A 12,898-nucleotide genomic window follows, 5' to 3' on the forward strand; every position below is an offset into this window, starting at 1 on the left:
GCGCAGCAGTCCATCTACTTAAGCACGACTCACGCCATGTGCCACCGGAGGCCTGACCAATGAACAATCCATTCCCGGCTGAAACCCCCGATCCAAACATCGACAACCCGGTGATCCCCCCCAGCGAACCACAACCGGTGCCAGAACAGGAGCCACCTGGCACGACCCCGACGCCAAGGGAAGAACCGCCGACCACGATGCCGCCGGTGATTGTGAATCCTGAATGAAGACAGTTGATCGTTCCTGCCTCGACACCAGGGACGATCATCAAAAATGAATGACGCTTCCCAAGTACCTGTAGTACCGATCCTAAAGCGCCAATTCTGCCCGTCCGACTCTTTACGAAACCTGCACCCCGCGCCTTATATAGCCATCACTTCTTCAGCCTTGAGTGTGGTTAGCCATGAAAACGTTTTTTTCCAGCGTCAGCGAATTCACAAACAGAACTAGCGCACAGCCCCACGCGCTACACCGTGAACGACCCACCGACGGCTGGCTATACCTTGAAAATATTCAACTACGAATTTCTTTGCTTCGAAGCCGAACGCAATCACTCTGAACAATCAACCAAAAGTTCAATCATCAGGGAACTGGAGAAACATCTGCTGCACGGTGATATGGACTACAGCCAGCACGAACTCTCGGAAACGCAGAGCAACGAGCAGGATTCAGACTGTGAAGCGACTTGCACAGACGGGGCGAATCCCTGACAGCGCCTATGGCCGATGATCCTTGTCAATCAGCTTCACGATCCTCGGCATCACACTGAACACCCCCAACGCCAACAGCGTGCTGAGCACTGCCGTCGCCTCCCGGCCCAGCCCGGTGGCGACGCCGATGGCCGCGGTCATCCACAGGCCGGCGGCGGTGGTCAGGCCCTTGACGTCGCTTTCGTCGCCTTCGTGGTTTTTCAGGATGGTGCCGGCCCCGAGAAAGCCGATCCCGGCAATCACGCCCTGCACGACCCGACTCATGGCATCGGCCTGTGAGCCGGACATCTGCGGCACCAGCACGAACAGCGCCGCCCCCATCGCCACCAGCATGTGGGTGCGCACACCGGCGGCCTTGCCCTGGTGCTCGCGTTCGAACCCGAGAATCCCGCCCAGCACGGCGGCCATCAACAGACGCACGGTCATCCGCGTCAATTGCGAGGCATCGGTGATGTCGGCGAACTCGGCTTGCAGGGTCACCCAGACTTCGTGCCACCAGGCGTTCATGGGGTTGTCCTTGTGAGGAGCCATGGAGAATGGACCGCAGCGACCATTAATCGGTCGCACAGAACGATGACCGGCGGTTGCGGCCTGAAACTTCAGATACCCCTGAAAAAGGATTCCGCCATGACCGTTCGCATCGAGAACCAGACCTGCTTTTTCACCACCGAAAATGGCGAACAGATTCGTCTGTGTCCCGACGTGACCATCGTCACCGATGGGCGCAAAGCCATGTCGGCGGTGGACATCGAAGGCCAGCGCATCTACATCACCGAAGCGGAAGCCGACGCCTTGACCGTCGCAGGCGCGGTGGATGGGCGCCGGCACCTTAAAGCGAGCGACAGTGATTCGGTGATTTGACTGACGCTGATCAACACCCGCCGCAGCTGTTGCGCCCAGGCGTTTGCACCTTTGTGCGACGGCTGCTTCAAGTTGTCGCAGGTCGGGCCAACACGGCCATCTGATCCGCTTTTTAATGCAATACCTGAGTCTGTTATGCAAACAGATCGCCGCTCATAGTGCTCATGCCTGATGGAGGCTGATGAGCGAAAGACCATGAGCGAAAGAATCCCCGTCCGAACCGTAGAAACATTCGAGCCTTCGCGTCCAAAGACGAAGGCCCTCACCCGCGACAACCTGATCCACACCCGCAGCTTCACCGGGCTGTTCCGCAACCTGCGCATCAGCGGCGCGGGTTTTCTGTTTTTGCTGTTTTTCGGCACCGTGTGGTTGAACTGGGGCGGCCGCCAGGCGGTGCTCTGGGATCTTTCCGAAAGCAAATTCCATATCTTCGGCGCAACGTTCTGGCCGCAGGACTTCATCCTGCTGTCGGCGCTGTTGATCATCGCCGCGTTCGGCCTGTTCGCGATCACCGTGTTTGCCGGCCGGGTCTGGTGCGGCTACACCTGCCCGCAAAGTTCGTGGACCTGGATCTTCATGTGGTGCGAGAAAATCACCGAGGGCGAGCGCAACCAACGGATCAAGCTGCAAGCCGCGCCGTGGGGCATCAACAAGCTGATGCGTCGCTCGGCCAAACACACCTTGTGGCTGGCCATCAGCCTGCTGACCGGCCTGACCTTCGTCGGCTACTTCACCCCGATCCGGCCGCTGGCCGAAGAACTGCTGACGTTGCAAATGAGCGGCGTCAGCCTGTTCTGGGTGCTGTTTTTCACCGGTGCCACCTACATCAATGCCGGCTGGCTGCGTGAAGCGGTGTGCATGCACATGTGCCCCTACGCGCGGTTCCAGAGCGTGATGTTCGACAAAGACACCCTGACCATTTCCTACGACGTGGCCCGTGGCGAAAACCGTGGCCCGCGCAAGCGCGAGGTCAAACCCGCCGAGCTCGGTTTGGGCGATTGCATCGATTGCCAGCTCTGCGTACAGGTCTGCCCGACCGGCATCGACATCCGCGATGGCTTGCAGATGGAATGCATCGGTTGCGCCGCGTGCATCGACGCCTGCGATTCGATCATGGACAAAATGGGCTACGCCCGGGGACTGATCAGCTATACCTCCGAGCATCAGTTGCAAGGCGGCAAGACGCACCTGCTGCGTCCGCGCCTGATCGGCTACACCGCCGTGCTGCTGGTGATGATCGCCGCCCTGGTGGTGGCATTGGTGGAACGGCCGATGGTCTCGCTCGACGTCAGCAAGGACCGGGGCCTGTTCCGCGAAAACAGCCGGGGCCAGATCGAAAACATCTACAGCCTGAAGGTGATCAACAAGACCCAGCAGCGTCAGGACTATCAATTGAGCCTGGTCGATGCCGATGATTTCGCGTTGCAGGGCAAGACCGTGCTGAGCCTGGCGCCGGGTGAGATTGTCGACGTGCCGGTGTCGGTGGTGATGCTCACGGAACGCCCGGCCAGCAGTTCGCAGAACATCAGTTTCAAGGTAATCGACAGCGATGAGCCTGGCGTCTACAGCGTGGCGAAGAGCCGGTTTGTTGCGCCAATGAATCGCTGAGCCTTTAAGATGTTGACCTTGTTGAAGTGCAGTCTTGTTCTGGCAATGCAATCCTCTGTGGCGAGGGGGCTTGCCCCCGTTGGGCTGCGTAGCGGCCCCAAAATGGGACTGCTACGCAGTCCAACGGGGGCAAGCCCCCTCGCCACAGGCAATCCCCTCGCCACAATTAATCGAAACGACTCCATTGCGGGACACCGATGAAACGCTACGAAAAATTCGCCGACGATATCGCAGAACTGATCCGCTCCGGCGTTCTCGGACCGGGTCAGCGTGTGCCGTCAGTGCGCTACGCCAGCCAGACCTACGGCGTCAGCCCGTCGACAGTGTTCCAGGCCTACTACCTGCTGGAACGTCGTGGACTGATCCGCGCCCGTCCGCGCTCCGGCTATTTCGTCAATGCCCATGCGCCGCGACCGTTTTCCGAGCCGGTGATCAGCAGCCAGGTCAACGAATCCACGGAAGTCGACGTCAGCGAACTGGTGTTCTCGGTACTCGACTCGATCAAGGACCCGAACACCGTGGCCTTCGGCTCGGCATTCCCCAGCCCGACGCTGTTCCCCCTGCAACGCTTGTCCCGCTCCCTGGCCAGCGCCACCCGCGAGATGGACCCGCGCATGGTGGTCACCGACCTGTCGCCCGGCAACCCGCAGCTGCGCCGGCAAATCGCCCTGCGCTACATGGTCGGCGGACTGATGCTGCCCATGGAAGAACTGCTGATCACCAACGGCGCCCTGGAAGCACTCAACCTGTGCCTGCAAGCGGTGACGCAGCCTGGCGACCTGGTGGCCATCGAAGCTCCGGCGTTCTACGCCTGCCTGCAAGTGCTCGAACGCCTGAAACTCAAAGCCGTGGAAATCCCCGTGCACCCGCGCGACGGCATCGACCTCGGCGTGCTCGAGCAAACCCTGGAACGCCATCCGATCAAGGCCTGCTGGTGCATGACCAGCTTCCAGAACCCCATGGGCGCCACCGTGCCCGAGGCCAAGAAACAGCAGCTCGTGGAACTGCTGCGCCGGCACCAGGTGCCGCTGATCGAAGACGATGTCTACGCCGAACTGTATTACGGTCAACAAGCCCCGAAACCGGCCAAGGCCTTCGATACCGAAGGCCTGGTGATGCATTGCGGCTCGTTCGCCAAGAGCCTGGCCCCCGGTTACCGCATCGGCTGGGTCGCCGCCGGGCGCTACGCGCAGAAAATCGAACGCCTGAAACTCATGACCTCGCTGTGCGCGTCCATGCCTGCGCAGGCAGCGATCGCCGACTACCTGCAACACGGCGGCTACGACCGCCACCTGCGTAAATTGCGTCATGCGCTGGAAGACCAGCAAGCCGCCATGCTTGCCGCCATCGCCCGCTATTTCCCGGCGCAGACCCGGGTCAGCCAACCGGCGGGCGGGTACTTTTTGTGGCTGGAATTGCCGGAGCAGATGGATTCGTTGAAGTTGTTTCAGATGGCGCTGGCTCAGGGGATCAGCATTGCACCGGGGCCGATTTTTTCGCCGACGCAAAGGTTCAGGAATTGTATTCGGTTGAATTATGGGAGCCCGTGGGATGAGGTCTCGGAGAAGGCGATGGAGACGTTGGGGCGGATTGTGCGGTCGTTTTGATGGCTGGATGTTGCCCGTACTATCGCCTTCGCGAGCAGGCTCGCTCCCACAAGAAATCTCGGGTGTTCACACACTTTGCGTACACCAGATAACCCTGTGGGAGCGGGCTTGCCCGCGAAAAGGCCAGCACTGACAACGCGAACCTCAGATCAACGCCCACCGCCGAGATCGACGAAAGTCCCCGTCGCATAAGACGCCTTGTCCGACAACAACCAGACAATCGCCTCCGCCACTTCATCCGGCCGCCCGCCGCGGGCCATGGGAATTGCCGATTCCAGCTTGCTGACCCGGTCGGGATCGCCGCTCAAGGCATGGAAATCGGTGTAGATGTAGCCCGGGCGCACCGCGTTGACACGGATCCCCTCACCTGCCACTTCCTTGGACAGGCCGATGGTGAAGGTGTCGAGCGCACCTTTTGACGCCGCGTAATCAACGTATTCGTTGGGCGCGCCCAAGCGTGCAGCCACCGAGGACACGTTGACGATGCTGCCACCCTGCCCGCCGTGCTTGGGCGACATGCGCAGGATCGCGTGCTTGGCGCAGAGGATCGGCGCCAGGACGTTGGTTTTCATGATCTTGAGGATGCGGAACTCGGACATTTCGTCGACCCGGGACTTTTGCCCCACGGTGCCGGCGTTGTTCACCAGCGCGGTAACCCGGCCCAGTTCATTGTCGACCCGATGGAACAGCGCGATGACTTCGTCTTCGATGCTGACGTCGGCCCGTACTGCAATGGCTTGCGCACCGAGGGCGCGGACTTGCTCCAGCACGCCCAGTGCAGCCTTTTCGTCCGCCTGGTAGTTGATGCAGATCCGATAGCCCTGCGCGGCGGCCAACAGTGCGGTGGCGGCACCAATGCCGCGGCTGCCGCCGGTGATGACGATGACTTTGTCCATGCGAGCCTTCCCCCAATCAAAGCTTAAGCGGTCGGGGGCAAGAATAACCGCCATTGGCGGTTTTTGCATGGCTTCGGTGGCGTTTGCACAGACGCCATCGCGGGAAAGCCACGCTCCCACAGGTTCTGCATATTCTGTGGGAGCGTGGCTTGCCCGCGATGAACGATGACACGGACTATCAAGCCAGCGCCAATCGCTCCGAGCGATGGATTTCCATCATGAAACCTGCGGCCGGCAACGGATGCCCCAGCAGGTAACCCTGCAACGAGTCGCAGCCCAGTTGCGTCAGGAAGTCCTGCTGCGAGTCCGTCTCCACACCTTCGGCAACGATGCGCAACCCCAGCGCCTGGCCGAGCGCCACGATGGCCGAAACGATGGCTGCGTCATCGCTGTCGCGCTCCAGGTCACGGACAAAACCGCGGTCGATCTTCAGTTCGTTGGCCGGCAGGCGCTTGAGGTACATCAAACTCGAATAACCGGTGCCGAAATCGTCGATGGACAGGTCGACACCCATTTCCGAGAGCTCCTGAAGCACCGTCATGCTCGCGTCGGCATCGCTCATGGCGGTGGTTTCAGTGATTTCCAGGGTCAGGCTGTTGGCCGGCAGATGGTGAGTCGCCAGTGCCTTGGCGACGCTCTGGACCAGTCCTGCATGGCAAAACTGGATGGCCGACAGGTTCACGGCGATGCGCCAATCGGTGTAGCCCAGCACGTACCACTCGCGCATCTGGCGGCACGCTTCGTTGAGCACCCACTCGCCGATCGGAATGATCAGCCCGGTTTTTTCCGCCAGTTCGATGAATTTGTCCGGCAACAGCAATCCTTGCGTCGGATGCTCCCAGCGCAACAGGGCCTCGGCGCCCACTGGCCGGCCATTGGCGGCATCGAACTTGGGCTGGTAATGCAGGCTGAATTCCTGATGTTCCACAGCATTGCGCAAATCCTGCAGCAATTGCAGTTGCTTGCGCGCGTTGGTGTTCATCGAGGCGTCGAAAAAGCTGTAGCCGTTTTTACCCGCGCCCTTGGCGTGGTACATCGCCGCGTCGGCGTTCATCAGCAATTCGTGGGCGGACTGCCCGTTACCCGGATAGAGCGCGATGCCGACACTGGCGGAAATGTGCAAATCATGTTCGGCAACCCGGAACGCCTGCGCGATCAACCCGACCTGGCGGGCCGCGAGGTTCAAGGCATCGTTCTGTTCGCTCAATTGCACCAGCAACACGAACTCATCGCCGCCGATCCGCGCCAGGGTGTCCTGGCTGCGCAAGTCTTCGCGCAGGCGCAGGGCCACTTCGCGCAACAGCAAGTCGCCCATGTGGTGGCCGAAGGCATCGTTGACGGGCTTGAAGCCGTCCAGGTCGATGAACATCAGGGCAAAGCAACCGCCCTGTTCACGAACCCGCGACATGGCCTGATCGATGCGGTCGGCGAGCAACGTCCGGTTCGGCAACCCTGTGAGAGTGTCATGCAGGGCCAGTTGGGTCAGTTCACGGTTGGCTTCGGTCAGCGACTGGGCCAGGCTCGCGGTGCGGGCCTCCAGGCGTGCATCGAGGATCGAGGTCAGCAAGGCAATGCACAGCACCGCCAACGTGGTGATCAGCACCAGGTTGTCCAGGCCCTTACCATTCAGGCCGTTGACCGCCGCCCCGCAAAAGCTGCCATCGGCAAAGCGTGCAGCGGCCATCCCGGTGTAGTGCATGCCGACGATGGCGATACCCATGATCACGGCGGCACCGCCACGGATCAGGCGGACATAAGGCGTGTGTTGGCGTAAATGGAACGCGATCCACAATGCCGCACCCGAGGCAGCGACAGCGATCATCAGCGAAGCGCCGAACAGCGTTGGGTCATAGTCGATGCCCGGTTGCATGCGCATGGCGGCCATGCCGGTGTAGTGCATCGCGCTGATGCCGGCGCCCATGACCAGCGCGCCAAAGGCCAGTTGCCAGGCCGGCAGTTTTGGCTGGTTGACCAACCACAGCGCAAAACCGCTGGAGAGCACGCCGATCAACAGCGACAACAGGGTGATTGCGCCGTCATAGCCCAGATCGATCGGCAGTTTGAACGCGAGCATGCCGATAAAGTGCATCGACCAGATGCCGATGCCCATGGCAATGGCCCCGCCCGCGGTCCACAAATGCACGGCACGACCTTTGGCAGTGGCAATGCGTCCGGTCAGGTCGAGTGCGGTATAGGAAGCGAGAATCGCTACACAGAGCGAAATGATAACCAGGGTGGGGGAATAGCTACCGATGAGCATGGGGACTTCTCGCGAATGCCCCCGTTAATGGTATTGATTCTCGCCGGGGGAAAATGCGGCGATTGTACTGATTCCGAATGAGAACGCACTCACAAAATGAGCAAAGGGCCATCAGTCCGATGAAACGCTTGTTTTAAGGTTTTACATTAACGGGTTCATCGCTCGAAAATACCGAGCCAAAGCCTTTGTGGCAGACATTGTGGCGAGGGGGCTTGCCCCCGTTCGAGTGCGAAGCGCTCGCAAAAGAGCGAGACCATGACCGTTCTGTTGGAGTGTGGGCGGCTGAATTCAGGGTCGCTTCGCGACCCAACGGGGGCAAGCCCCCTCGCCACAGGTTGCTCTGATCCGGGTTATTGGCTCTCACTCACCTCAAGCTGCCCGTCCCAGCCACCGCCCAGCGCGGCAATCAACTGCACGCTGGCGATCAGGCGGCTTTGCAACAGGTCCAGGTTGCTGCGCTCATTGTTCAGCGCCGCCGCCTGGGTCACCACCACATCGATGTATGCGATCAAGCCGGCCTTGTACTGGTTCTGGGTCAGGCGCAACGATTCACGGGCGGCGTCCAGCGCCTGTTGGCGCACGACGGCTTCGTCCTGCAGCACCTTGAGCTGCACCAGGAAGTTTTCCACTTCGCGGAACCCGTCCAGCACGGTCTGGCGGTACTTGGCCACTGTTTCGTCATAGGCCGCTTCACTGCGGTCGACTTCCGCCGAGCGCTGGCCGCCGTCGAACAGGGTCATGGCCAATTGCGGCCCGACGGACCAGAAGCGGTTCGGCAGGCTGAACAAGTCTTTCGAGGTACTGCTGCTGTAACCACCGTTCAAGCTCAGGGTCAGGTCCGGGTAATAGGCCGCCTTGGCCACGCCGATGTTGGCGTTGGCGGCCATCACCGAGCGTTCGGCGGATGCGATGTCCGGGCGACGCTCCAGCAACTGCGAAGGCAGGGCCACCGGCACTTGCGGCAACTGCGGAATGTCCTGGCTTTCCGCCAGGCTGAACTCCGCCGGCGGCAGGCCGATCAGCACGGCGATGGCGTTCTCGAACTGCGCGCGTTGCCAGATCAGGTCGATCATGTCCGCTTCAGTGCTCTTGAGCTGGGTCTGGGCCTGGGCCACGGCGTCCTTGCCCGATACGCCGGCGCGGTACTGGTTCTCGGTCATCTTCAGGGAGCGCTGATAAGCCTCGACCGTGTCCTGCAGCAGACGCTTCTGCCCATCGATCACGCGCAATTGCAGATAATTCTGCACCAGCTCCGACTGTTGACTCAGGCGCATGGCCGCCAGATCGGCAAAGCTTGCCTGGGCATTCGCGGTGTCGGCTTCGAGGCCACGGCGCAGCTTGCCCCACACATCCGCTTCCCAACTGACGCCCGCCTGGGCCGAATAGGTGTCGCGAATACCGCTGGACGAACTGCTCAGGCTGGAGTTGCTGCTGCCGGTGCCCTGGCTTGAACGGTTCTTGCTGACGTTCAGGTCGACCGTCGGGAAAAACGCCCCGCGTGCGCTGCGCACCAAGGCCTGGGCCTGGCGGTACTGGGCTTCGGACTGGGCGACGGTCTGGTTGGCGCTGTTGAGCTTCTCGATCAGGCCATTGAGCTGTTGATCGCCGTACAGCTCCCACCATGCGCCGCGCGCCAGGGCATCGCTCGGGTTGGCCTGGCGCCAGCCTTCTGCGGCCTTGTACTGCGCAGGTTCCGCGGTTTGCGGGCGCTGGTAATCCGGGCCGACGGCGCAGGCACTGAGCATCGCCACGCACAGTGACAGGCTCAGCAGACGCGAGCCTCGAGCCGTGATCAGCGGTGCAGCCAGGTTGAAAAGCGAACGTTCAGTCATAGCGGAGTTTCCAGAGCAGCATCGGTACGCACCCCACGCCATTTGTTGAAGCGATGGCGCAGTTTGTCGAGATAGAGGTAAACCACCGGCGTGGTGTAAAGCGTCAGCACCTGGCTGAAGATCAGCCCGCCGATGATGGTCAGGCCCAGCGGCTGGCGCATTTCCGCCCCTTCGGCGCGGCTCAGCAACAATGGCAAGGCACCGAGGATCGCCGCCAGGGTGGTCATCAGGATCGGTCGCAAACGTTGCAGGCAGGCACTGCGAATCGATTCCAGCGGTGCCATGCCCTGATGCCGCTCCAGCTGCAACGCCAGGTCGATCATCAGAATCGCGTTTTTCTTGACCACGCCGATCAGCAGAAACAGCCCCAGCAACGAAATCAGGCTGAACTCGCCGCCCAGCGCATAGATCGACAGCAACGCGCCGACCCCGGCCGACGGCAGGGTGGACAGGATGGTCAGCGGATGAATGTAGCTTTCGTACAGCACACCCAGCACCAGATACACCGCCACCAGCGCCCCCAGAATCATCCACGGCTGGCTTTTTTGGGTCGCCGCGAACGCGTCGGCTGTGCCGGCCATTTTCGCAATCACCTCTTCCGGCAGCCCGACCTTGGCAATCGCCCGCTCGATGGCGGCACCGCCCTGCTCCACGGTCACGCCTTCAGCCATGTCGAAGGCGATGCTTTCCGAGGCGAACTGGCCTTCGTGACTGACCCGGTCGTTTTCCAGGCTGTTTTCGTAATGGGCGAAGGTCGACAGCGGAATCCGCGCGCCATCGGCAGTGATCACCTGGACCTGCTTGAGGGTGACCGGGTCCTGGGCGTATTTCGGGTTGACCTCCATCACCACCTGATACTGGTTGAGGCTGTCGTAGATGGTCGAAATCTGCCGCTGGCTGTAGGCGTTGTTCAGCACCGCCGTGACCATGTCCATGTCGACACCCAGGCGCTTGGCCTGGTCGCGGTCGACGATCAGGGTCACTTGCCGGGCGCCCCGGCCTTCCCGCGCATCGATGGCCGTCAGTTCCGGCAAGGCCTTGAGCGCGCTGACGACTTTCGGATACCACTCGCGCAACGCCCCGAGATCCCCGCTTTGCAGGATGTAGGAGTATTGCGAGGTGGTCTGCTCACGGCCGCCACCGAACTGCAGGTCCTGGTCCGCCATGAGCATCAGCTGTGCGCCGGGTACTTTGGGCATTTCCTTGCGCAGGCGTTCGATGACTTTCTGCGCGGAAATGTTGCGTTCCTTGATCGGTTTCAGGCGTACCAGCATGAAGGCGTTGTTGGTGCCGTTACTGCCGCCTATGAAGCCGGCGACGCTTTCTACCGCCTCATCCTTCAATACAGCCCGACGGAAAATCTCCATCTTCGGCTGCATCACGCTGAACGACAGACCGTCGTCGCCGCGCACGAAACCGATCAGTTGGCCGGTATCCTGCTGAGGTAGAAATGTCTTAGGAACAACGACATACAGCGCAATATTAACGCCGATTGTCACGAACAGACTGAGCAACGTCAGGCGTTTGTGGCGCAGCACCCAGTCGAGGCTGGTGGCGTACTTGCCAACCATCCAGTCGTTGGCCCGCCGGCTCCAGCGTTGCAGGCGGTTCTCCTGCCCCGGCGTGTGCGGCTTGAGCCAGCGGGCGCAGAGCATCGGGGTCAGGGTCAAGGACACCAGCAGCGACACCACGATGGCCGCTGCCAGGGTGATTGAAAACTCGCGGAACAGGCTTTCAATGATCCCGCCCATGAACAGGATCGACAGGAACACCGCCACCAGCGACACGTTCATCGACAGCAGGGTAAAACCGACTTCCTGGGCGCCGAGGTAGGCCGCCTTCATCGGCCGCACGCCTTCGTCGATGTGCCGGGAAATGTTCTCCAGCACTACGATGGCATCGTCCACCACCAGCCCGGTGGCCAGGATCAGCGCCATCAGTGACAGGTTGTTCAGCGAAAAACCGTAGAGGTACATCACGGCAAAGGTACCGACCAGCGACACCGGCACCGCCAGGGTCGGGATCAGCGAGGCGCGGAAGTTACCAAGGAACAGGAACACCACCAGGATCACCAGCGCCACGGCAATGAGCAAGGTCATTTCCGCTTCATGCAGCGTGGCCTTGATCACCGGGGAACGGTCCATGGCCAGGTTCAGCTTGACGCTGGCCGGCAACACCGCCTGCAACGCCGGCAACTGGGCCTTGATCTCGTTGACCGTCTCGATGATGTTGGCGCCGGCCTGCCGGTTGATCACCAGCAGCACCGCCGCGTCGTCGTTGAAGAAACCGCTGTTGTAGCGGTCTTCGACGCCGTCGCTGACCTTGGCCACGTCCTTGAGGCGCAAGGCCGCGCCGCCGTTGTAGTGGATGATCAGCGACTCGTAGTCCTTTGCTTTTTCCAACTGGTCGTTGGCCTGGACCTGCCACAGCCGCTGATCGTCTTCCACCGAACCCTTGGGCCGGCGTACGTTGGCATTGGCGATGGTGTTGCGCACATCGTCCAGGGCAACGCCGTACTGGTTCAGCGCCTGCGGTTCGAGTTCGATCCGCACCGCCGGCAGCGAACTGCCGCCGATCTGCACCTCGCCGACGCCCTGCACCTGGGACAGGCTCTGGGACAGGATCGTCGAGGCCAGGTCATAGAGCTGGCCTTTTTCCAGCACTTCGGACGTCAGCGACAGCACCATGATCGGCGCCTGGGACGGGTTGACCTTCTTGTAGGTCGGCATGCTGCGCATCCCGCTGGGCAGCAAGTTGCGCGAAGCGTTGATGGCCGCCTGCACCTCCCGCGCCGCACCATTGATGTCGCGGTCGAGGTCGAATTGCAGGATCACCCGGGTCGATCCCTGGCTGGAGCGGCTGCTCATGGTGTTGACCCCGGCGATGGCGCCGAAGGAGCGCTCCAGTGGCGTGGCCACGGTCGACGCCATGACTTCGGGGCTGGCGCCGGGCAGGCTGGCCTGGACCACGATCACCGGAAAGTCCATTTGCGGCAGCGGCGACACGGGCAGCAAACCGAAGCTCACGCCACCCAGCAGCATGATGGCCAATGAAAGCAGCATGGTTGCCACGGGGCGTTTGATGAATGGACCCGAGAGATTCATAGGTGGTAACCACTAGCGGC

Annotated in this window: 10 protein-coding genes; 5 read left to right on the forward strand and 5 right to left on the reverse strand. The window is 61.4% G+C overall.

Annotated elements, in window-relative coordinates:
- The first annotated feature begins 59 nt into the window (after positions 1 to 59).
- Positions 60 to 227 carry a hypothetical protein gene (locus ACEN83_RS16400; protein WP_495577735.1) on the forward strand — a complete coding sequence of 56 codons (168 nt, stop codon included), beginning with the start codon at positions 60 to 62 and terminating at the stop codon, positions 225 to 227.
- Between the two features lie 246 nt (positions 228 to 473).
- A complete protein-coding gene (locus ACEN83_RS16405) occupies positions 474 to 710 on the forward strand; it encodes a hypothetical protein (RefSeq protein WP_495577736.1) in 237 nt (78 codons plus the stop codon).
- A gap of 6 nt (positions 711 to 716) precedes the next feature.
- Here the strand turns inward: ACEN83_RS16405 and ACEN83_RS16410 are convergent, their stop codons facing one another.
- Positions 717 to 1,217 (reverse strand): MgtC/SapB family protein, encoded by a 501-nt coding sequence (locus ACEN83_RS16410; RefSeq protein ID WP_116579311.1) that lies wholly within the window; start codon positions 1,215 to 1,217, stop codon positions 717 to 719.
- Between the two features lie 120 nt (positions 1,218 to 1,337).
- Between ACEN83_RS16410 and ACEN83_RS16415 the strand changes: the two genes are divergently transcribed.
- The 3 genes from ACEN83_RS16415 to mapR all read left to right on the forward strand — a co-directional run bounded on the left by ACEN83_RS16415 (position 1,338) and on the right by mapR (position 4,786).
- Positions 1,338 to 1,571, forward strand: a complete 234-nt coding sequence (locus ACEN83_RS16415; protein ID WP_015095303.1) for a DUF3203 family protein — start codon at positions 1,338 to 1,340, stop codon at positions 1,569 to 1,571.
- Between the two features lie 195 nt (positions 1,572 to 1,766).
- Positions 1,767 to 3,179, forward strand: coding sequence for a cytochrome c oxidase accessory protein CcoG (gene ccoG, locus ACEN83_RS16420; RefSeq protein WP_495577737.1), 1,413 nt, complete (start codon positions 1,767 to 1,769; stop codon positions 3,177 to 3,179).
- Between the two features lie 197 nt (positions 3,180 to 3,376).
- Positions 3,377 to 4,786, forward strand: a complete 1,410-nt coding sequence (mapR, locus tag ACEN83_RS16425; RefSeq protein ID WP_495577738.1) for a GntR family transcriptional regulator MpaR — start codon at positions 3,377 to 3,379, stop codon at positions 4,784 to 4,786.
- 149 nt (positions 4,787 to 4,935) lie between these two features.
- Here the strand turns inward: mapR and ACEN83_RS16430 are convergent, their stop codons facing one another.
- From ACEN83_RS16430 to ACEN83_RS16445, 4 genes are all read right to left on the reverse strand, one after another.
- A complete protein-coding gene (locus ACEN83_RS16430; RefSeq protein ID WP_007974372.1) occupies positions 4,936 to 5,682 on the reverse strand; it encodes an SDR family oxidoreductase in 747 nt (248 codons plus the stop codon).
- Positions 5,683 to 5,860: 178 nt separating this feature from the next.
- A complete protein-coding gene (locus ACEN83_RS16435; protein ID WP_495577739.1) occupies positions 5,861 to 7,942 on the reverse strand; it encodes a putative bifunctional diguanylate cyclase/phosphodiesterase in 2,082 nt (693 codons plus the stop codon).
- A gap of 350 nt (positions 7,943 to 8,292) precedes the next feature.
- On the reverse strand, positions 8,293 to 9,774 hold the full coding sequence (locus ACEN83_RS16440) for an efflux transporter outer membrane subunit (RefSeq protein ID WP_495577740.1): 1,482 nt from the start codon (positions 9,772 to 9,774) through the stop codon (positions 8,293 to 8,295).
- A complete protein-coding gene (locus ACEN83_RS16445; protein WP_495577741.1) occupies positions 9,771 to 12,878 on the reverse strand; it encodes an efflux RND transporter permease subunit in 3,108 nt (1,035 codons plus the stop codon). The genes ACEN83_RS16440 and ACEN83_RS16445 overlap by 4 nt, the downstream gene beginning before the upstream one ends.
- Between the last annotated feature and the right edge of the window lie 20 nt (positions 12,879 to 12,898).

This window comes from Pseudomonas sp. Pseusp49 (assembly GCF_059491875.1).